Origin of the sequence: Pseudotabrizicola sp. (assembly GCF_030656345.1) — a bacterium.
In the GTDB taxonomy this organism is placed as follows: domain Bacteria; phylum Pseudomonadota; class Alphaproteobacteria; order Rhodobacterales; family Rhodobacteraceae; genus Pseudotabrizicola.
The window spans coordinates 11841-31866 of the sequence record NZ_JAUSNR010000012.1; the positions used below are offsets into that span (position 1 = coordinate 11841).

19 protein-coding genes are annotated in these 20026 nt (G+C 63.7%); 9 read left to right on the forward strand and 10 right to left on the reverse strand.

Annotated features, from left to right (window positions below):
* Nucleotides 1-174 precede the first annotated feature (174 nt).
* The 8 genes from Q7J44_RS06840 (at nt 175) to Q7J44_RS06875 (ending at nt 7848) form a co-directional block, all read left to right on the forward strand.
* A complete protein-coding gene (locus Q7J44_RS06840) occupies nt 175-1020 on the forward strand; it encodes a shikimate dehydrogenase (RefSeq protein WP_304878309.1) in 846 nt (281 codons plus the stop codon).
* Nucleotides 1017-2894: a bifunctional sugar phosphate isomerase/epimerase/4-hydroxyphenylpyruvate dioxygenase family protein gene (locus Q7J44_RS06845; RefSeq protein ID WP_304878311.1), complete on the forward strand. Its 1878-nt coding sequence runs from the start codon at nt 1017-1019 to the stop codon at nt 2892-2894. The genes Q7J44_RS06840 and Q7J44_RS06845 overlap by 4 nt, the downstream gene beginning before the upstream one ends.
* Nucleotides 2895-2931: 37 nt before the next feature.
* Nucleotides 2932-3315: a 4-carboxymuconolactone decarboxylase gene (gene pcaC, locus Q7J44_RS06850; RefSeq protein WP_304878313.1), complete on the forward strand. Its 384-nt coding sequence runs from the start codon at nt 2932-2934 to the stop codon at nt 3313-3315.
* Nucleotides 3312-4034 (forward strand): protocatechuate 3,4-dioxygenase subunit beta, encoded by a 723-nt coding sequence (gene pcaH / locus Q7J44_RS06855; RefSeq protein WP_304878315.1) that lies wholly within the window; start codon nt 3312-3314, stop codon nt 4032-4034. The genes pcaC and pcaH overlap by 4 nt, the downstream gene beginning before the upstream one ends.
* 1 nt (nt 4035) lies before the next feature.
* Nucleotides 4036-4647 (forward strand): protocatechuate 3,4-dioxygenase subunit alpha, encoded by a 612-nt coding sequence (pcaG, locus tag Q7J44_RS06860; protein ID WP_304878317.1) that lies wholly within the window; start codon nt 4036-4038, stop codon nt 4645-4647.
* A 35-nt stretch (nt 4648-4682) separates the two neighbouring features.
* On the forward strand, nt 4683-6011 hold the full coding sequence (locus Q7J44_RS06865; protein ID WP_304878319.1) for a lyase family protein: 1329 nt from the start codon (nt 4683-4685) through the stop codon (nt 6009-6011).
* A gap of 222 nt (nt 6012-6233) precedes the next feature.
* A complete protein-coding gene (locus tag Q7J44_RS06870; protein WP_304878320.1) occupies nt 6234-6656 on the forward strand; it encodes a CopG family transcriptional regulator in 423 nt (140 codons plus the stop codon).
* A gap of 22 nt (nt 6657-6678) precedes the next feature.
* Entirely contained in the window at nt 6679-7848 is a 1170-nt protein-coding gene (locus tag Q7J44_RS06875) for a PHB depolymerase family esterase (RefSeq protein WP_304878322.1), read from the forward strand.
* Nucleotides 7849-8133: 285 nt separating this feature from the next.
* Here the strand turns inward: Q7J44_RS06875 and Q7J44_RS06880 are convergent, their stop codons facing one another.
* The 3 genes from Q7J44_RS06880 to Q7J44_RS06890 form a co-directional block, all read right to left on the reverse strand.
* Complete coding sequence (locus Q7J44_RS06880) at nt 8134-8886, reverse strand: ATP-binding cassette domain-containing protein (protein ID WP_304878324.1); 753 nt, start codon at nt 8884-8886, stop codon at nt 8134-8136.
* A gap of 1 nt (nt 8887) precedes the next feature.
* Nucleotides 8888-9874: an ABC transporter permease gene (locus Q7J44_RS06885; RefSeq protein ID WP_304878326.1), complete on the reverse strand. Its 987-nt coding sequence runs from the start codon at nt 9872-9874 to the stop codon at nt 8888-8890.
* 96 nt (nt 9875-9970) lie between these two features.
* A complete protein-coding gene (locus tag Q7J44_RS06890; RefSeq protein ID WP_304878328.1) occupies nt 9971-10912 on the reverse strand; it encodes a substrate-binding domain-containing protein in 942 nt (313 codons plus the stop codon).
* A 369-nt stretch (nt 10913-11281) separates the two neighbouring features.
* On the opposite strand from Q7J44_RS06890, the gene Q7J44_RS06895 reads away from it, so the two are divergent.
* The gene (locus tag Q7J44_RS06895; RefSeq protein WP_304878330.1) at nt 11282-12304 is read left to right on the forward strand and encodes a LacI family DNA-binding transcriptional regulator; all 1023 of its coding nucleotides are present in this window, start codon (nt 11282-11284) and stop codon (nt 12302-12304) included.
* Between the two features lie 10 nt (nt 12305-12314).
* Here Q7J44_RS06895 and Q7J44_RS06900 read toward each other — a convergent pair whose 3' ends face one another.
* From Q7J44_RS06900 to Q7J44_RS06930, 7 genes are all read right to left on the reverse strand, one after another.
* Nucleotides 12315-13430: a Gfo/Idh/MocA family protein gene (locus Q7J44_RS06900; protein WP_304878332.1), complete on the reverse strand. Its 1116-nt coding sequence runs from the start codon at nt 13428-13430 to the stop codon at nt 12315-12317.
* Complete coding sequence (locus Q7J44_RS06905) at nt 13427-14503, reverse strand: Gfo/Idh/MocA family protein (RefSeq protein WP_304878334.1); 1077 nt, start codon at nt 14501-14503, stop codon at nt 13427-13429. Before Q7J44_RS06905 ends, Q7J44_RS06900 begins: the two co-directional genes overlap by 4 nt.
* A gap of 12 nt (nt 14504-14515) precedes the next feature.
* The gene (locus tag Q7J44_RS06910) at nt 14516-15493 is read right to left on the reverse strand and encodes an ABC transporter permease (RefSeq protein WP_304878336.1); all 978 of its coding nucleotides are present in this window, start codon (nt 15491-15493) and stop codon (nt 14516-14518) included.
* Nucleotides 15477-16463, reverse strand: a complete 987-nt coding sequence (locus Q7J44_RS06915; protein ID WP_304878338.1) for an ABC transporter permease — start codon at nt 16461-16463, stop codon at nt 15477-15479. The genes Q7J44_RS06910 and Q7J44_RS06915 overlap by 17 nt, the downstream gene beginning before the upstream one ends.
* Nucleotides 16460-17962, reverse strand: coding sequence for a sugar ABC transporter ATP-binding protein (locus Q7J44_RS06920; protein ID WP_304878340.1), 1503 nt, complete (start codon nt 17960-17962; stop codon nt 16460-16462). The genes Q7J44_RS06915 and Q7J44_RS06920 overlap by 4 nt, the downstream gene beginning before the upstream one ends.
* Before the next feature lie 75 nt (nt 17963-18037).
* Entirely contained in the window at nt 18038-19063 is a 1026-nt protein-coding gene (locus Q7J44_RS06925; protein ID WP_304878342.1) for a substrate-binding domain-containing protein, read from the reverse strand.
* Between the two features lie 45 nt (nt 19064-19108).
* Nucleotides 19109-20023 carry a sugar phosphate isomerase/epimerase gene (locus tag Q7J44_RS06930; RefSeq protein ID WP_304878344.1) on the reverse strand — a complete coding sequence of 305 codons (915 nt, stop codon included), beginning with the start codon at nt 20021-20023 and terminating at the stop codon, nt 19109-19111.
* Between the last annotated feature and the right edge of the window lie 3 nt (nt 20024-20026).

Here is a 20026-nt window from a genome sequence, read left to right on the forward strand (position 1 = left end):
GCGGTTACAGGGTGTTTGAGCGATAGTGCCTTCATCAAAGCTGCCATGGGGGCGGGGGATTACATAAGGCGACGATGGGGGAGGGGGGGTCAGCTGTTTCATGACGCCTTACCGCTATCCTGAGCTTCATCGCTAAACCCCACTTTGGGGCCTGATTTTCCGCAAGAGGACCGTATGACCGACCTGATACACTTGGGCCTGATCGGCGACAATATTGCCAAATCGCAGTCCCCCCGGCTGCATCGTCTGGCCGGTGCGCAGAACGGGCGGCGGGTGATTTATGATCAGCTGGTCCCGGCAGAGCGCGGCCAGCCGTTCGATGATCTGTTTGAATGGGTGCGCGTGAATGGCTATCGGGGGATCAATGTCACCTATCCCTACAAGGAACGCGTGACGGCCAAGGTACGGGTGGATGATCCGCTGGTGCGAGGGATCGGGGCGGTGAACACCGTGGTGTTCGATGCGGGCGGGCCACTGGGGTTCAACACCGACTATTCGGGCTTTATCGCGGCCTATCGCCGGGTGCGCGCAGACGCGGGCCCCGGCCCGGTGCTGATGATCGGCGCGGGTGGTGTGGGCAAGGCCGTGGCCTTCGGGCTGGTGGCGCTTGGCCTGACCGAGATAAGGATCGCTGACCGTGATCTGCCCAAGGCGCAGGCACTGGCCGACGCTCTGGCTGCTGCAAGCCCGGAGCTTGTCATCCAGACCGGCACCGATGCTGCAACCTTCGCGGCCGGAGCCAGCGGGATCATCAACTGCACACCCGTGGGCATGGTCGGCTATGACGGCACGCCGTTGCCCGCGGCTTATCTTGCCGGAGCCGAATGGGCTTTTGATGCGGTTTACACCCCGGTTGATACCCAGTTCCTGCAGGACGCAGGGGTTGCAGGTCTGCAGGTGATTTCAGGCTATGAGCTGTTCTTTGGTCAGGGCGTCGATGCCTGGGCTATCTTCACCGGGCTGGGTCTGGACGAAGCGCGGATGCGCCGCGAGCTGGCGGAAGGAAAGGACGTGACATGAAGACCTCGATCGCCACCGTATCGATCTCGGGCGGGTTTGCCGAAAAGCTGAATGCCATCGCGGGCGCGGGCTTTGACGGCATTGAGATCTTTGAACAGGATTTCATCGCATCAGATTTCACCCCCGCCGAGGTCGGCGAAATGGTGCGCGATCACGGTCTGACCATCACGCTGTTCCAGCCGTTCCGCGATTTTGAGGGCCTGCCCGAACCGCTGCGTAGCCGGGCCTTTGCCCGCGCCGCGCGCAAGTTTGATCTGATGAACCAGCTGGGCACCGATCTGGTACTGGTCTGTTCGTCGGTTCATCCGGCGGCGATGGGGGGCGTCGACCGCATGGCGCAGGATTTTCACGATCTGGGCGATCTGGCGGCCAGCCATGGCGTTCGCGTCGGGTTCGAAGCGCTGGCATGGGGCCGCCATGTCAACGATCACCGTGACGCGTGGGAAGTGGTGCGCCGCGCAGATCATGCCCATGTGGGGCTGATTCTTGACAGTTTTCACACGCTGGGCCGCAAGATTGACCCTGACACCATCCGCCGCATTCCCGGCGACAAGATCTTTTTCGTGCAGCTGGCCGATGCGCCCGCCATCGAGATGGACCTGCTGTACTGGTCGCGCCACTTTCGCAACATGCCGGGGGAGGGCGATCTGGATGTTACCGGATTCATGCGTGCGGTGACGGCGACGGGCTATGCTGGCCCGCTCAGTCTTGAGATTTTCAACGATCAGTTCCGCGCCGGGGTGCCGCGCCTTGTGGCCACCGATGGCCACCGCAGTTTGATCTCGCTGATGGACAGTGTCCGCCGCACGGAACCCACGCTGATGGTCGACCTGCCGGCGTTTCCGCCATCGGCCCCGGTGCAGCGCATCGAGTTTCTGGAATTTGCCACCGCTTCCGCCGATGCCCCGGCGTTGGAATCCTTGCTGACGTCCACCGGGTTCACGCAGACCGGCCGCCATGTGTCGCGCCCGGTGACCCTGTGGCGGCAGGGTGGGGTCAACATTCTGGTCAACACCGACGCCGAAGGGTTTTCGCGCACATCCTATGTCGCGCATGGCACCACGGTGTCTGAGGTGGCGCTGATGGTGCCTGATGCGCGCGCCGCCCATGCCCGCGCTTTGGCACTTCTGGCGCAAGACCATGACCAGCCCGCCCGCGCGGGTGAGCTGGACATTCCCGCCATTCGCGGCGTGGGCGGCAGCATGATCCGGCTGCTGGACGCAGGTTCTGACCTTGCCCGAATCTGGGATGTGGATTTCCGCACCAAAGCCACCGGCCCCGGCGCCGGGCTGACCGGTATTGATCACCTTGGCCAGACCATGGCCTATGATGAAATGCTGTCCTGGGCACTGTATTACACGTCAATCTTTGGCGCGACCAAGGCCCCGATGGTGGATGTGGCCGACCCCGACGGTCTGGTGCGCAGTCAGGCGGTGCAGTCCGGCGGCCTGCGCGTCACCCTGAACGGGGCCGAGGCGCGCCGCACGCTGGCGGGACGCTTTGTCGAGGAAACCTTTGGCGCATCGGTGCAGCATATCGCCTTTGCCACGGCGGATATCTTTGCGACGGCGGCGGATCTGGCAAGCCGGGGCTTTCCGGCGCTGCAGATCGGCGCGAATTATTATGAGGATGTTCAGGCCCGGTTCGGCCTTGATCCCGCCCTTGTGGCCCGGATGAATGCGGCGAATGTGCTTTATGACGAAGACGCAGGCGGGCAGTTCTTTCAGCTCTATTCCGCGTCGCGGTCCGACGGGCTGTTCTTTGAAATCGTGCAGCGGCAGGGCAACTATCAGGGCTATGGTGCGCCGAATGCTCCGTTCCGCATTGCCGCGCAGAAGCGCAGCACGCGGCCTTCGGGAATGCCCCGTGCGTAAGGTGTCGGGATGGCACAGCAGCTGAAAGGATATCTCCATGACTGACCTGACCGCCAAAGCCATGACCACCCGCCGCCGCGTGTTGGGTGAGGTGCATGTCAACCGGGCCGAAGCGGTGAAGACCGGCTTCGACGCGCCGTTTCAGGCGCTGATCACCGATGCGGCCTGGGGCCATGTCTGGAGCCGCGACACCATCAGCCTGCGCGAACGGTCGATGCTGACCATCGCGCTGCTGGCGGGTCTGGGCAACGATCATGAACTTGTGTTGCACCTGCGCGCCACCCGCAACACCGGCGCGACCGAGGCTGACGTGCTGGAGGCGCTGCTGCATGTGGCAATCTATGCCGGTGTGCCGCGCGCCAACCACGCCATCAAGATCGCAAAAGACACGTTTGCCGCCATGGCAGAGGAGGAAGAATGAAACCCGCCGAGTATTATCAGCGCGACCGCCTGGTCCAGCCGCCCGCCCTGACCCCCGACTACAAGACAAGCGTGGCGCGCAGCCCGCGTCTGGCGATGCTGTCGCTGCAAGGCTCGATGTCGGAAATCACCGGGCCGACCTTTGGTCACAGCGACATTGGCCCGATCGACAACGACCTGATCAAAAACTACGCCAAGAGCGGCGATCCGGTGGGCGAGCGGATCATCGTGCATGGCCGGGTGCTGGATGAAAACGGGCGTGGCGTGCCGGGCACGCTGGTAGAAGTGTGGCAGGCCAATGCGGGCGGGCGCTACCGGCACAAGAAAGACAGCTACCTTGCGCCCATCGACCCCAACTTTGGTGGGTGCGGGCGTACTTTGACCGATGAAAACGGCTGCTATTTTTTCCGCACCATCAAGCCGGGGGCCTACCCCTGGCGCAACTGGGTGAACAACTGGCGCCCCGCGCATATCCATGTGTCGGTCTTTGGCGCGGCGTTCTGCCAGCGGCTGATCACCCAGATGTATTTCGAAGGCGACCCGCTGATTGCGAAATGCCCCATCGTCAACACCATTCCCGACCCGCGCGCGATTGATCAGCTGATCGCTCCGCTGGACATGAATGCTGCGGTTCCGCTGGATTGTCTGGCCTACAAGTTCGACATCGTGCTGCGCGGTCGCCGGTCAACGATGTTCGAAAACCGGCTGGAGGGGAACTGACATGGCGCAACCATTGGGCTACCTGAAGGAATCCGCGTCGCAGACGGCGGGGCCCTATGTTCACATCGGCCTTGCGCCGGGGGCTGCGGGGTTTGACATCTACCGGCAGGAACTGGGGCTGGATATCGCCGGGCCAGACGCCCCGGGAGAGCGGATAAGGGTGGAGGGCGTGGTCTTTGACGGCACCGGTGCCCCGGTCAAAGACGTGCTGCTGGAGGCATGGCAGGCCGATGCGGCCGGCATCCATCCGCACCCCGAAGACCCGCGCCACGCCGGTTGCGCGCCGGGGTTTCGCGGCTGGGGCCGGATCATCACCGATTTTGACACCGGGGTCTGGGGGTTCGACACCATCAAGCCCGGGTCGGTCATGGGCCGCGACGGCCGCCCGATGGCCCCGCATATCAGCCTGTGGCTCGTGGCGCGTGGCCTCAACATCGGGCTGCACACCCGGATGTATTTCGAGGATGAAGACAACAGCGCCGATCCGGTGATCAACCTGATCGAACATGTGCAGCGTCGCCAGACCTTGCTGGCGCGCAAGACCGCGCCGGGGCAGTACCGGTTTGACATCCGCCTGCAGGGTGACGGCGAAACCGTTTTCATGGATGTGTAAGCGATGACCTTTTTGCCGCGCGTGGAAGGACCCCGATGCCCGCAGCCGTAGCCGATTCCGCCATATATAGCCGCCTGTTCGGCGATGCCGAAGTCGCCCGGCTGTTTTCCGACAGCGCCGAACTGCGCGCCATGCTGTTGGTCGAAGGCGCGCTTGCGCGGGTGCAGGGGGCCTTGGGCCTGATCCCTGCCGAGGCCGCTGCCTTCATCGACCGCGCCGCGCAGGAGGTGCAGATCGACCCGTCGGCACTTGCCGCCGAGACGGCGCGCAACGGGGTGCCGGTTCCGGCCTTTCTGGCCGCATTTCGCAAGGCCGCCATGGCCCCCGATCCGATGCAATACCTGCATTGGGGGGCGACCAGTCAGGACATCATGGATACCGCACTGGCCCTGCGCCTGCGCCCGATGCTGGCCCTGTGGGAGGCGCGGCTGGATGGCCTGACGGCCCGACTTGCCGATCTGGCGGAAAGCGGCGCCGATTTGCCGATGGCGGCGCGGACCTATGGCCAGTTTGCCACTCCCACCAGTTTCGGGGCGGTGGTGGCAGGCTGGGGCTGGCCGGTGCTGGACTGGCGCGCGCGGATGGCAGCCTTGCGCGGGGATGTGCTGAAGGTTTCCCTTTCCGGGGCGGCGGGCACCTTGTCGGCCATGGGCGACGCCGGGCCGCAGGTGCGCGCGGATCTCGCCCGCGAACTGGGCCTGACTGATCCCGGCCGCAGCTGGCACAGCGACCGCAGCGCGCCGGGCCAGCTTGCCGGTTTCGCCGCCGGTCTGGCGGGCAGCCTTGGCAAACTGGGCGAAGATGTGCTGGCGCTGTCGCAATCGGGGTTGGGCGAGGTGGGCTTTCGTGGCGGATCGGGGGCGTCTTCGACCATGCCGCAAAAGCAGAACCCGGTGGCGGCTTCGGCGCTGGTTGCCCTGGCGCGACAGGTGATCGGGCTGGCCGGTCTGGTGCAGGGCGCGGCACTGCACCGGCAGCAGCGCGATGGCGCGGCGTGGTTCAGCGAATGGCTGAGCCTGCCACAACTGTGCATCAGCACCAGCCGGATGCTGACCCTGGCGGATGAGATTGCAGCCAGTCTGGTGCCCGACGCCATGGCCATGGCGCGGCTGCTGGAGGATGGTCTGGGCCTGATCCACGCCGAGGCGCTGAGCTTTGCGCTGGCAGGCCAGATGCCCCGCCCCGACGCGATGGCCGCCGTGAAAGAACTGTGCCAGGAGGCGCAGGCGACGCAGACGCCGCTGACACAGCTTGCGGGCCAGCGGTTTCCCGGCACCGACTGGGCGGAACGATTGGCCACAGGTGGCCTTGGTCAGGCCCCGGTTGAAGCGATGGCCTTTGTGGCACGGGTGCGCACGGGCTGATCCATTGCGCAGCCTTGCCGGAGCGGGGTGCGGCAAGGCTCTGACTGTGATCCGAACACCTTGGCTTCTGAGCCTCATCAGGGTTCGGACAGGCCCGCGCTTGCGCATCTGGCAGATGCACAGCGCTCGTTTCCACGCATCACATCCCTTCCGCAAGGTCAGCGTTGACGACGACATAATCGATCTATAACCATCCAAGTGGATTATATTTGGATTACAAAAATGCCGCCGCTGCAAAAAACAACAGCTGATCACCGATCCAACGACAGCGAAAAGGTCACGATCAACCTTGGTCATATTGAGGCTGGCCAGATCGAATTGCTGGTGCTGGAGGGGTTTTACGCCAACCGCTCGGACTTTATCCGGACCGCGATCCGCAACCTGATCGACAAGCACGCACTGGCGGTTGATCAGGCGATGGCGCGGCGACGCGTCGTGCTTGGGCTGCACCGATTCAGCAGGGCAGAGCTTGAGGCGTTGCTTTCAAACGGCGAAGCGCTGGAGATACGGGTGCTTGGCCTTGCCGTCATCGATCCGGACGTCCCCGCCGAGCTTGCCCGCGCCACCATCCGTTCGGTGTCTGTGCTGGGGGCCTTTCAGTGCAGCGCGGCTGTGAAAGCGGCGCTTGCAGACCGAATGTCCTGACCCTTTATATTGGAAAACCGCTATGAACCGCAAATTCCTGTCTGACATGGCCGAAGCCACCGCATTGACCCGCGCTGGCAAGCTGACCGATGCGACTGAAATGTTGCAACGCGCGCTGCGGGGTCAATCCGAAGATCCCCGGCCGGACGCGGCCTTGGAAACTTCGGGGGATGATATCATCGATGGTGCATTCACGGTCGTGACCGAACCCGCCAGGGAACCGTCCGGCCAAAGCACTGCCCCCAAAGCCGACCCGAAGCCGCGCAAGCCGCTGGGGGCAACCTTGCGTGACATATCCCGGGGCGGCATGCCGGATTTCGGCTTTCGCACCACCCGGCCTTCCGAAGCCGATCCGAATTTTACCCTGCACCAGCACAGCAGCGCAGCAGGGTCGCGTGATTACATGATGTTCCTGCCAAATCCGATGCCGGCGGCCCCTTGTCCGGTCGTGGTCATGCTGCACGGCTGCACCCAATCGCCACAGGATTTCGCAAACGGCACCCGGATGAATGCCCTTGCCCAGACCGAGGGGGTGATCGTCATCTACCCCGCGCAACCTGCCGGGGCGAATATGAACAAATGCTGGAACTGGTTCCGCCCGGAGGATCAGCGGCGTGACACGGGCGAGCTTGCCATCATCGCGGCAATCACCCGCGAAGTGCTGTCACAGCAAAATGCCGATCCGGCCCGGGTATATGTGGCAGGTCTGTCTGCTGGCGGGGCAGCGGCGGTTCTGCTCGCGCAGGCCTGTCCTGATCTGTTTGCCGCCGTGGGTGTGCACTCTGGCCTGGCAGCGGGGGCGGCAACGGATATGCCGCAGGCATTTGCCGCGATGCGCAGTGGTGCAGCAGGATCGGTGACCAAACACAGCATCCCGACCATTGTGTTCCATGGAACTGCCGATGCGACGGTGCATGTTGAAAATGCCCATGCGGTGGCGAAACAGGCGCAACGCGGGCTGGGCGGCAATCGCAGCATGACCAAGGCCACATCGGCAAATGGCCGATCCTATGACCGCACCCTTCTGACCTCGGCGGATGGCAAGGCTCTGGGTGAGGTGTGGCTGATCGACGGGGCGGGCCATGCCTGGGCGGGGGGCAGCACCGATGGCAGCTTTACCGACCCAAAGGGCCCTGATGCCAGCGCTGAAATGCTGCGCTTCTTCCTGCAGCATCGCCAAGCCCGCAACTGATGCAAGGGCGTGCCCGCCAGACCAAATGGCCTGCCATCATACGCCCGAACCTCGGCCCCCACCTGCGGGAACCGTTCCGGCAGTCACGCGTTAGTGTGCCATGCAACCCGCCTGAAACAAGGCACATAGGTCTGAGGGATTATCATGAACAGCGTCATTTACATTGTCGGTCTTGTCGTCGTCGTCATCGCCATTCTGTCCTTCTTCGGTCTGCGCTGACGGCGCGGACCGGAAAGCGCTGGCCGCTGCACCTTCCCTCCGCAGGAACGCTGCAGCGGCGGTCGCTCATTCGTGATCCATACCAGTGATGATGCGTTCGACAGCCTCTACGCTGGTGGTGCGCGGGTCGATATCGTCGGCCACGACTGTGCCAAGCCGCATCACGGCAATGCGGTCAACCACTTGGAACACGTGGTGAATGTTGTGCGCGATGAACACGCAGGAATGGCCGGTATCCCGCGCGGCGCGCACAAACCGCAGCACACCTTGGGTTTCGGCCACGCCCAGATTGTTGGTCGGCTCATCCAGGATAATCAGGTCACTGTCAAAATGCATCGCACGTGCGATGGCGACCGCCTGACGCTCGCCCCCCGACAGGGCGGCGATAGGGGTAGTGGGCGGGATATTCTTGGAAATACCGACCTGCTTCAACAGCTCTGACGCGACCCTTTCCATCATCGGCAGGTCAAGACGGTTGAAGAACCTGCCACCCCGCAGCGGCTCGCGCCCCAGGAACAGGTTCCGTGCGATGGAAAGCTGCGCCACAAGGGCAGAGTCCTGATAAATCGTCTCGATTCCGTTGGCGATGGCGTCTGCCGTGGTTTTCATTTCGACACGTTTGCCCCGGATGTAGATCTCGCCACTGGTGCTGGGCACGGCCCCGGACAGCACCTTGATCAGTGTGGATTTCCCGGCCCCATTGTCGCCCAGCAGGCCCAGAACCTCGCCCCGGTTCACCGTCAGATTGACACTGTCGAGCGCTTTGACCCGGCCATAATGCTTCGTGATGTTCACCATCCGGATAAGTTCGTCGGTCATGTCAGCCGCCCGATTGGTTGCGGCGGTCAAGCCATGAATGCAAAGCCATCATGCCAAGGATGATCGCGCCGATGAAGATGTTATAGGCCAGTCCCGGCACCCCGATCATCACGATGCCATTGCGCATCAGCCGCAGGATGAAGATGCCAAGGATGGTGCCGATGATGGTGCCACGCCCGCCCATCAGGGCGGTGCCGCCGATCACCACCATGGCGATCACCTCCAGCTCATACCCGGTGCCCGAATTCGGATTGGCGGCCGAGGTGCGGATGGAACTTATGATCCCGGCAAAACCCGCAAGTGTGGCGCTGAGCACAAACAGCGCGACCTTGGTGCGCGCCACATTGACCCCTCGCGCGGCGGCGGCACCGGCATTGCCGCCGGTGGCCTGAATCCAGTTTCCGACGCGGGTTCCGGTCAGCACGTAATGCAGCAGCAGGGCAAAGGCGATGAACCAGAACAGCGACATATACAACCGCAACTGGCCAAAGCGGACATCGCCGACCAGCACTGCCGCCAGCCATTCGCCGTCGGCATTCCAGGTTCTTTGTGGAAAGCCGTCGGTGATGTAAAGCGCGGTGCCGCGTGCCACCAGCAGCATCCCCAGCGTCACCAGAAACGACGGAATCTTCAGCGCCGTCACAAACCAGCCGCTGACCGATCCGATCAGGCCGGCAATGCCAAGGGCCAGCAGAAAGGCCAGCTCCAGCGATGTGGCACCGGAATTGAACAGGCTCCACATCAACACCGGGGTCAGGCCAAACAGCGCGCCCACCGACAGATCGAATTCGCCAGCGGTCATCAGCAGGGTCATTGCAAGCGCGATCAGGCCAAGCTCAACAGTAAAGGCCAGCGTGTTGGAAATGTTGAGGACGGAAAGAAACGCCGGATTGATCGAGGTAAAGGTCACGATCAGCAGCACGAGCAGGATGGCAGGGCCGGCTTCTGGCCTTGCAAACACCCGTTTGGCAAGATTCTGCGGTTCCAAGGCAAGTCCTTTTCGGCTGTCTTCGGGGGGCGTGACGCGGGGGTCACGCAAGGCTCGGAGGCCCCGCAACTGCGGTGCTGCGGGGCGCAAAGCCGTTTACTTGCCGCTCATGATATCGTCATAAATCTGCGCTGTGGCTTTTTCATACAGCGCGCCGGTGATCACATCAAAGGCCGCCGGGGTGCCGCCCGCCTGCATTGCCGCCAGCGACAGGCTGACATAGCTTGTGGCCTGCGGGTCCTGCCACTGCGCGGCGTTGATATAGCCGTTCAGCACACCTTGGCTGGTATCAAGCGAGTTGCCCCAGCCGACGACCGGAATCTCGCCCGCTGCAACGCCGACCTGATCAAACACCCGTGGGATCGATCCGGTCACCAGATCGCCCAGACCGATCACTGCGTTGATGCGGCTGCGGTTTGCGGTCAGGTAGTCCGACATCCGGGTGATGATCTCGGCCTGATCCAGCGTGGTGTCTGTCACCTCCCACGTGATGTTCAGCGGGGTGAAGACTGACGAAATTCCCGCCTCTTCCTGTACGCCATAGGTCGCGCCCGGAACTTCGACCGGCATCCAGACAAAATCGCCTTCCTTGACCAGATTTTTGTCGACCAGATACTGCGCCCAGCCAGCCCCCACCACCTCCAGATCAGACCCGACATAGGCGTCGAAATCGGCGGTCGGGTCCGGAGTGTTCATGTTGATGATCGGGATGCCGGCGGCGACAGCCTCGGATACCACTTCAACCAGACTGCCCGGATCGGGGCTGGATGACACGATGCCATCGGCCCCGGTCGCTATGGCAGCGCGGATGGCTTCCTGATGCGATGGCACGTCGCCGGAGTGAAAGGACGTATTGACCCTGTTGCCGGTATCGGCGGCCCAACGATTGGCCCCGTCCAGAAAGTAGGTCCATACCGGGTCTGCCGGGGACCCGTGCGACACCCAGTAAAACGTTTTGCCCTCTGCCAGCGCCACAGACCCTGTGGCAACAACCGCGACAAGGGCTGTCGTCAGGCCAAGAAATGTTCTTCTGATCATGGTCGTCTCCTCCTCTGAGCAAGCCCGGACCGCACTGCCGGAACCATGGTTCCGACCGGCCCTTTCTGATGGTTCTCTGCTATGGGCAGAGGTCTGTGCAGTTGCCGCCGTTTGCCGGGCCTGCCTTCTGGTCATCAATTGCTGAGGCGGCGGGATAGGGAATGCAAACCAAAGTCACATCAGATTACATCAGGGGTGTTGTGATGCTTGTCCGCATTCCCTCGGACCGTCGCGGAAATCCGAAACGCTGACAACTGGATCGCTGTAGCGCCCCATTGCGACGCATGTGCAGAACTGATGCAATCGCATCAGCTTTGTGCTCATCTTGCGGCTGATTTCTCACCTCACACATCACCGGCGGGGACCATCATGCGCAAAGTGACCATTCGCGACATTGCTGCCCGCGCCGCGCTGTCCACCGCCACGGTGGACCGGGTGCTGAACGGCCGTCCCGGCGTGTCGGCGGCCAATCGTCAGCGGGTGAACATGGCGGTTGAAGAGTTGGGGTATCTGCCCAGCGACGGTAAGGTTGCGCTGCCATCGCGGCCCGCGCATCTGGAGTTCTTCATTCCCCTTGGCCGCAGCGAGTTCATGCACAATCTGGCCGCCACGATCCGCGATTTCGCCGAAAACCTGCCGCTTGTGGCGTCCTGCACCATTCACAGTCTGGACGGCTTGTCGCCGCAGGCACTGGTCAGGGCGGCAGAGAATATCGCCTTGCCGACCAGTGGCGTGGGGCTGATCACGGTTGACCATCCGGTGACCCGCAATGCAATCCGCCAGCTTTCCGATGCGGGTCTGCGGGTTGTGACGATTGCGTCCGATCTGCCTTCAACACCGCGTTCGGCCTATGTCGGGGTCGACAACCGGATTGCGGGGCGCACGGCTGGGCTGGTCATGGGCAAGATGGCGGGCACGGGCGGTGGTGCGCTGGCGCTGTTCCTCGGCACCCGCGCCTATCACGGGCATGAAGAGCGGGAAAACGGGTTTAGGGCCATGATATCCGAACAGTTCCCGCACATGGAATTGCTGCCCGCGATCCAGACCGATGAAGACAACGCGGCATCTTACGCCGCCGCCACACGGTTGCTGCGCAGCCGGGCCGATGTGCGGGGGATCTATTGTGTCGGGGCAGGGCGGTCTGGCATCGTGCAGGCCGTGGCCGAGATCGACCGCCCCCGCCCCTTTGTCATCCTGCATGATCTGACCAACCTGACCCGACGCTTTCTGGCCGAGGACCTGATCGACGTGGTGATCGACCAGAACGCCCGGCTGACCGGCGAACAGGCGGTGATCCGGCTGTTGGGTTCCATCGCCTCGACTGCGCCGTTTCTGACGCTGAAATACATCGAACCGCGCATCATCCTGCGCGAGAATATCCCGGTGCGGTGACCGCGCGCCTCTAAATCTCAAGCCGGGTGGCTGCGCCTATGGCGACTTCGGCCCCGCTGCGCCGCGACTGGATGGCGGCAAAGGCAAGCGCCAGACTGTGCAGGTTTTCGGTCGCCCCGTTTGCCGGTTTGGTATCGTTCTCGATCGCCACCAGCAGCGCCCCCATCGCCCCGCGAAAGCCGTCGTTGAACCACGTGCCCTGCAAAACCGGCCGGGCGACCCCGGCTGCGGTGGTCAGGGTCACGGTTTGCTGGCCAAGGTCGGGGCCGGTGCTGGTCAGCGACCCGAGGGTGCCAGCGATAAACGTGGTGTCACGCGGCCCGTGCGCGGTTGATCCGTCAAAGATCAGCGAAGCCTGACCACCCTGCAGCCGGATCAGCACCTGTGCCAGAAGCGGGGCGGCAGCGCCCTGCCCGATGGCAGGGCCCGACATCGCCACCACCGACTGCGCCCGGTCCCCGACGATGCTGTGCAGGAAATCAAACCAGTGAATTCCGAAATCATACAGGATCAGATCTTCGATCCGGTCAAACGGGGTGCCGGTGATCCAGCCGTGGTTCCAGTGCACCGTACACTGCAGGCTGATCACATCGCCGATCAGCCCGGCCCGAACCGCCTCTCGCATCCAGGCCATGTGGGGGGACCAGCGGCCGTTCTGGTTGATGGCAAGTTTCACACCATTGTCGCGGGCCAGTGCTGCCAGACGTGCGCCGTCGGCCAGATCGAGCACGAAGGGCTTTTGCGACAGCACATGCTTGCCCGCGCGCAACGCGGCCTCAATGATCGGCAGGCGGTCTGCGGGATGCGGCGTGATGTCGACCACATCAATCGCCCGGTCGTCCAGAATGTCCTGATAGCGATCAGTCACCCGGGCGAGGGGGGCAAATTCATCTGCCCGTGCCTGCGCGCGGGCGCGGGTGCGGTTGCAGATCGCCGCAACATGCCACCCGGCGCTGCGATAGGCATCCAGATGCGCCGCAGCGATGCCGCCTGCACCGACAATCCCGATCCGCGGGCGATAGGCGCGCGGGGCAGGGGGCTGCCATGGCAAATCGGGGGCGGCCACGTCGGCCAGCCGGGCGGTGCGCAGCGCATACGTGTCGGCGTCGGGCAGATCCTGTGTCATGCGATCAGCGGCAGTGTGCGCTTTTCGCGGGCGGACAGCGCGGCGGTGTCAACGATGCGTTGGCCCAGCAGGCTGACCGCCGGGTCCAGCGGGCCGGTCACGGGCGCGCCGGTTGCAATGCAGCCAAGCATATACTCCACCGGGTTGCGCTGCCCGGCTGGCAGTGGATCTGCCGGAACCGGGTGCGGTTCGGGGCGGTCGCGGGTCTGGACCATGACATGATCGGTATAATCCCAGCTGGCAATCGTGCCATCGGTGCCGACCAGCACAAAGCCGCATTTGGGTTGCGGCTGGATCATCCACGGGTCGGTGAAGGTGCCCCAGCGGGTTTCCATCTTTGACAGGCCGCGCGGATAGCGGCAGATCGTGATGGCGTGCTGGTCAACCTCTATGCCCGGCGTTTCATCGACGACACATGTCACCTCGACCGGGGCCTCGCCGTTCATGTACCATGTGCCCAATGTGGCCCCATATCCCAGATAATCCAGCAGGCTGCCACCGCCCGCCGCCCGTTTGTACCACCACGAGTCGGGCTTTTGCCGCTCCACCTCTTCGCCCGACACTTCGACCTTGTCGGCCAGATGATACAGCGGGCCACGGTTGCCGCCGTAATAGTGAATCTCGGTCAGATCGCCGATCAGGCCTTCGTCAATCAACCGCTTGGCGGTGACATGGCTTGCCACCCAAGCCAGTGGCCAGTTGACCGCCAGCCGCTTGCCGGCAGGCTCCATCGCGGCGATCATCGCCCGGGCATCGGCGACCGAGGCTGCAAAGGGCTTTTCCACCAGCACATGCACGCCATATGCCGCCAGCCGTTCGGTATAGCGCGCATGATCCGCAGTGGCGGCGCACAGGATGGCAAGGTCGGGTTTCACCGTGCCCATGCAGGCGTCAAAATCAGTGAACACCCGATCCGGGGACAGGCCGAACTGCGCCACCGCCCGGTCCATCGTGGCCCGGTCGGGATCGAAGATCCCGGCGATTTCGGCCTGCGGATCATCCTGCACCAGCCGCAACAGATCGCCCATGTGCATGTGATCGAAACTGATGCCGACAACCTTTGTCTGTCCCATGTCTTTTCCTTTTCAGCTGCGGTCGGTTAGGCGGATATACAGGGCCGTGACCGCTAGAATGATCGCCCCGAACAGAATGCGCCGCCCGCCCTCTGGCATTTGCAAGAGCGTCAGCATCGTCGCCAGCACCGTCAGGATCAGCGCGCCCACAACTGTGCCGCCATAGCCGCCCCGCCCGCCGAAAATAGACGTGCCACCAATCACCGCCGCCGCCACCGATGGCAGATCCAGCGGCAGCGCAAGCGACAGCGATGCGGTTCTGACCATCCCCAGATACAACAGCCCGGTCAGCCCGGCGATGAACCCGGACAGCGCGTAAAGCGCCAGATGCACCTGCCACACCCGCACACCCGACAGGCGCGCCGCCTGTTCGTTCGCGCCGATCGCATACAGCAACCGCCCGAATCCGGTGCGGCGCTGGCCCCAGATCAGCAGGATGGCAAAGGGGATGAACACCACCAGCGCATTGGGCAGCCCCCATGTGCGGCCGGTGCCCAGCCAGACAAACACCTCTGGAATCCGGGTGCCGGTCGAGATGAAATAGCGCTGATAGACCAGCAGACAGCCGGTCGCGATCAGCCCGGTGCCCAGCGTCATGATCAGCGGATGCACCCGGCAGAAGGCGACGCCGACGCCGTTGACCAGACCGGCGGTCAGGGCGCAGGCCAGGGCGATCAGAACCGCCTCGGGTGCGCCCAGCATTGGTGTCAGCGTGGCGGTGACAAAGGCGCTGATCGTGGCGACGGTGCCCACCGACAGGTCGATGCCGCCGGTCAGCATCGTCAGCGTCTGGCAGGCCGCCAGCATGGCCAGCGGAATCGCAAACTTCATCGTGTTGCTGATCCAGCGCGGGTTGAGGATACCGGGCTGCATGGCCTCCAGAACTGCGACCAGCCCGACCAGCAGCCCGATCAGCGGGATCAGGGGGAAATCGACCATCAGACGGCCAAGGCGGGCCAATGGTGTGGGGGTTTCAGCCACCGTGGTCATGCCGTGCCCCCCGCATCGCCAGAACGCCGCCGAACATCACGACCACCACCATGATCGTGCCCTCAACGATGGCAGACACATTCGGATCGACCGACAGCAATGTCAGATCCAGCCGCACCAGCCGCAGCACGAACACCGCAAGGATTGGCCCCAGAATGCCACCGCGACCGCCACCCAGCACAACGCCGCCCAGAACAACCGCCGCGACCGAGGCCAGCAGATAGGGCCCCGGTATCGGCTCTCCAATGCCGGTGCCCATCGTCACCGACAGCCCGCCAAGGGCGGCGAACAGGCCGCAAAGGGCATAGGCCGCCACCCGTGTCAGCCCCACCGGCACGCCAGAGCGGAAGGCGGCCAGCGGGTCAGAGCCGATGGCATAGAACATCAGCCCCAGCTTTGACCGCCGGACCGGGACCCAGATCACCGCTACGCAGACGACCAGAAACACCAGCCCCTTGGGCAGCCATTGGGTCAGCACAGGCGGCACGCCGGGCAGGGTAACCCCGCCCACAATCAGGGCGCGCAGCCATGGGGCCGCCCCGCCGCCGGGCGCGTTCAGGATCAACAGGGCCACGCCCTGCCAGATGAACAGCATGGCCAGCGTCACCACAATGTCAGGCACCCGGGTGACGACGATCAGCGCGCCGTTGATCGCGCCCATCGTCAGCCCCAGCGCCAGCACGGCCAGAACCGCCAGCACCGATTGCCCGCCCGTCGCCCCGTCCATCAGCACGGCGGCTGTCACGCTGGCCACCGCCATCATCGCGGCAATCGACAGGTCAATCCCGCCCGCAATCACCACAACTGCCATGCCGACCGTGGCCAGCGCAAAGGGCAGTGCGGCGCGGGCCAGACTGTCGAGGCCGGATATGCCGAAATCGGGCTGGATAAGCTTGGTCGAGATCAGCAACAGCACCAGCAGCACGCCAAGCCCGGCCGTCCACCCGTGTTTTCCGATCAGCCGGGTCATGCCGGTGCGCCCTTTTGTTCGGTCAGACCGTAGGCGGCGCGCATCAGGGTGGGTTCATCGGCATCGGCGGCGTCGATCACATCGACCACCCGCCCGCCAAAGATCACCACCGCCCGGTCACAGGCCAGCCGCACCTCGGCCAGTTCTGATGTGTAGAACAACACTGCAGCGCCCTGATCGGCCAGATCGCGCACCAGCGCGTAGATCTGGCGCTTGGTGCGGATGTCGATGCCGCGGGTCGGATCGAACAGCAGCAGGGTTTCCACCCCCCGTGCGATCCAGCGGGCAATCGTGACCTTTTGCTGATTGCCGCCCGACAGCCGGCGCACCTCGCCCTGCGCCCTTGTGTCGATCTGCAACCTGTCTATGGCGGATGCAACCCGGGTCGCCTCGGCCCGCATCGGCACCGCGCCCCATGTGCTGACGCGGGCAAACAGCGGCAGCGCTATATTCTCCCGCACGGAACGTTGCATCAGCAGCGCATGGGCGCGGTCGCCGGGCACCAGTGTCAGACCGGCTGCGATGGCATCGGCCGGGTGGGAAAACACCATCGGCTTGCCGTCAACCTCGACTGTGCCGCCGGTGGGACGGCGGTTGCCGGCCAGAATGTCGAACACCTCATCCTGGCCCTGACCTTCCAGCGCGATCACGCCCAGCACCTCACCCCGTCGCAGATCGAACGACACATCTGTCAGCCGCTGCCCGGTTTGCAGGGCGCGGACGCGCAGGCGCGGGGTTTCGGGCGCGGCGGCGCACGATGGGGCAGGACGGTCTGCCGCTGCGGTGGCGATGGCATTGCCCAGCATCAGTTCGACAATCCGGTCTTCGATCCCGGGTTCAATGGGCAGATCGGCCACGGTCAGCCCGTCGCGCAGCACCGTCGCGCGGTCACAGATCGCAGCAATCTCGGTAAAGCGGTGCGAGATGTAGATGACCGCCCGCCCGGCATCTGCCTGCGCCCGTACCACCTTCAGAACCCTGTCCACCAGATCGGTCGGCAAGGCGGCGGTCATCTCATCCAGCAGCAGCACATCCGGCTCTGCCGCCAGGGCGCGGGCCAGATCAAGGATGCGCAGGCTGGCCAGCGGCAGCCGCCCGATCATCGCATCCAGCCGCAGACCGGCCAGCCCCAGTTCGGCGACCCAATGACGAAAAGGCTCCACCGGGGTGTCGCCAAGGCGCAGGTTGTCGGCGACCGACAGATCCGGGATCAGCGACGGTTCCTGATACACCGGCACCAGACCAGAGTGGCGCGCGCCGGCAGGCGAGGCGACGGTGCTGTCGCGCCCCTTGATGCGGACATGGCCGCTGTCAGGCTTCAGGGCGCCGGTCAGGATTTTCACAAAGGTGGATTTGCCTGCCCCGTTGGCCCCCATCAGCGCCACGATCTGCCCACGGTTCACCAGCAATGACGCATCGCGCAGGGCAACCACCGCGCCAAAGCGCCGGGCAATGCCGCGGGCATCAAGAACGGGCACAGGCCCTGTCGGGTCGGTCATGAAATCTGTCACCTGATCAGGGAAGACATGGCCCCCGGACAGCGCCGGGGGCCGGATAGGTTCAGGCGTGAAAGCTCATTCACCCGGGCCTTTGCAGGCGATGATCTGCTCGATGGTATAGGTGGTCCAGCCGGGGATAGAGACCGAAACCGGCCATTCCGGTGACAGGTCCGGGTTCTGGCCGCCTGCGATCAGGGCCTTGCCCTCTTCGCTGACATTGTCCCACAGGACCGGATCGACCAGCACAGTCTTTTCTGCCGGAACCTGACCATCGAGGATCTGCAACGCCAGTGCGACGCCCGCCCCACCGACCGAGCCGGGGTTGGTGACAGCGGCCCCTTGCAGCCCTTCGACGCTGACCAGCTGGTTCACAAAGCCTGCGTTGTCGGCCCCGACAATCGGCACCAGCTCGGCACCGGATTCGACAAAGGCATCGACGATCACATTGTCGATGCCCGAGGTCCAGACGCCCTGAAACGGCAGGCCCGCTGCGATCAGATCGTTGATCTGCTGCTTGCCCTGATCCTGCTGCCAGCCGGTGAACACTTCCTGCGCGATGGTGATGTCGGGGAATTCCGCCATCGCCCGTTTGAAGCCCTTGTCGCGGTCATTGTCGGCCCCGGCCCCGGCGGCACCGCGCATATAGACCACGGCCCCGGTTCCGCCCATCGTCTCGAACAGCCATTTTGCACCGATATAGGCGTATTCTTCCTGATTGTTTGACAGGATATAGGCCGAAGGCTCTGTCACCGCCTGATCGACGGCCACCACCACAATCCCGGCATCCGTCGCCTCTTTGATCGCAGCGTTGATGCCATCGGCATTCGCGGGGTTGACCACGATGGCATTTACCCCGGCCTGAATCAGGTTGCGGATGTCTTCCTGCTGACCTGCCGCATCAGTGTTGCGGTGCGCGATGTTCAGCGAGGCGACCTTGCCCGAAGACAACGCCTCTGCCTTCATCGCGCAGACCATCTCTTCGCGCCAGCCGTTGCCCTGAACGGTGTTTGAAATGCCGATCTTGTATCCGTCGGCCTGCGCCATTCCACCAAGGCCAAGGGCCATGGCCACAGAGGCGGTTCCCAGTAGCAGCTTTTTCATCGGTGATCCTCCCAGATCGTTCAGTTCTGTCGTCTTCACTGTGCCTCAGGTCACAAAGGGGCGAAGCACATTTCCTGCCAGTCGGAAGCCGCGTTTGATTGCGGCGTCTGATCCCTCAAAGTTGCGGTCTTCGTGTTCGATGATGACGGAGCCGTCGTAACCGGCATGGTAAAGCCCGGCAAAGAATTCCGCCCAGTTCACTTCCCCCAACCCCGGCATCCGTGGCACCTGCCAGCCCATCCCCGCTGACAGGATACCGTTTTCATACAATCCGTCACGATCAATCATCAGATCCTTGGCATGAACATGCACCATATGTGCGCCAAATTCACGGATGAACCTTGGCTGATCAATCATCTGCCAGACCAGATGGCTGGGATCGTAGTTCATGCCGACCGCATCGCCCCAGGTCTCGAAAATGCGCCGCCAGATTTTCGGCGCATAGGCGATGTTATGGCCGCCCGGCCATTCGTCGTGTGAAAAGATCATCGGGCAGTTTTCAAAGGCCAGCGTTACACCCGCATCGCGGGCCTGCGCGATGATCGGCGCGAAAATCCCGATCGCGCGGGTCCAGTTCTGATCAACGGTCAGCGCGCGGTCCCCGCCAAGAAAGGTGTTGACCACCGGCACCTGCATCATCGACGCGGCAACGATAACCCGTCCCAGATGGGCGATCACCGCGTCGCGGTGTGCCGCATCGGCGTGCAGGGGGTTGGGATAGTAGCCCAGACCCGAAACTGTCAGCCCCTTGTCAGCCAGCATGGCCACAATCTCTGTGCCGCGTGCCGGGGTCATGTCTTCCACCGGCAGATGGGCTGTCCCTGCATAGCGCCGCTTTTCTCCACCCGCCGTGGGCCAGCTGGCGATTTCAAGGGCCTCAAACCCCTCGGCGGCAGCCCAATCGGCCACCTGGGCCAAGGTCTGATCGGCGAAAGGTGCGGTCAGTATGCCAAGTTTCATGCG

Bases quoted from the DNA above. Each gene is read 5' to 3' on its own strand.
- Q7J44_RS06910 (WP_304878336.1), bottom strand. From the start codon at position 15,493: ATGACCACGGTGGCTGAAACCCCCACACCATTGGCCCGCCTTGGCCGT.
- Q7J44_RS06890 (WP_304878328.1), bottom strand. From the start codon at position 10,912: ATGATCAGAAGAACATTTCTTGGCCTGACGACAGCCCTTGTCGCGGTT.
- Q7J44_RS06880 (WP_304878324.1), bottom strand. From the start codon at position 8,886: ATGACCGACGAACTTATCCGGATGGTGAACATCACGAAGCATTATGGC.
- Q7J44_RS06895 (WP_304878330.1), top strand. From the start codon at position 11,282: ATGCGCAAAGTGACCATTCGCGACATTGCTGCCCGCGCCGCGCTGTCC.
- Q7J44_RS06840 (WP_304878309.1), top strand. From the start codon at position 175: ATGACCGACCTGATACACTTGGGCCTGATCGGCGACAATATTGCCAAA.
- Q7J44_RS06875 (WP_304878322.1), top strand. From the start codon at position 6,679: ATGAACCGCAAATTCCTGTCTGACATGGCCGAAGCCACCGCATTGACC.
- Q7J44_RS06845 (WP_304878311.1), top strand. From the start codon at position 1,017: ATGAAGACCTCGATCGCCACCGTATCGATCTCGGGCGGGTTTGCCGAA.
- pcaC (WP_304878313.1), top strand. From the start codon at position 2,932: ATGACTGACCTGACCGCCAAAGCCATGACCACCCGCCGCCGCGTGTTG.
- Q7J44_RS06915 (WP_304878338.1), bottom strand. From the start codon at position 16,463: ATGACCCGGCTGATCGGAAAACACGGGTGGACGGCCGGGCTTGGCGTG.
- Q7J44_RS06870 (WP_304878320.1), top strand. From the start codon at position 6,234: ATGCCGCCGCTGCAAAAAACAACAGCTGATCACCGATCCAACGACAGC.
- pcaH (WP_304878315.1), top strand. From the start codon at position 3,312: ATGAAACCCGCCGAGTATTATCAGCGCGACCGCCTGGTCCAGCCGCCC.
- Q7J44_RS06905 (WP_304878334.1), bottom strand. From the start codon at position 14,503: ATGGGACAGACAAAGGTTGTCGGCATCAGTTTCGATCACATGCACATG.
- Q7J44_RS06920 (WP_304878340.1), bottom strand. From the start codon at position 17,962: ATGACCGACCCGACAGGGCCTGTGCCCGTTCTTGATGCCCGCGGCATT.
- pcaG (WP_304878317.1), top strand. From the start codon at position 4,036: ATGGCGCAACCATTGGGCTACCTGAAGGAATCCGCGTCGCAGACGGCG.
- Q7J44_RS06865 (WP_304878319.1), top strand. From the start codon at position 4,683: ATGCCCGCAGCCGTAGCCGATTCCGCCATATATAGCCGCCTGTTCGGC.
- Q7J44_RS06900 (WP_304878332.1), bottom strand. From the start codon at position 13,430: ATGACACAGGATCTGCCCGACGCCGACACGTATGCGCTGCGCACCGCC.
- Q7J44_RS06930 (WP_304878344.1), bottom strand. From the start codon at position 20,023: ATGAAACTTGGCATACTGACCGCACCTTTCGCCGATCAGACCTTGGCC.
- Q7J44_RS06925 (WP_304878342.1), bottom strand. From the start codon at position 19,063: ATGAAAAAGCTGCTACTGGGAACCGCCTCTGTGGCCATGGCCCTTGGC.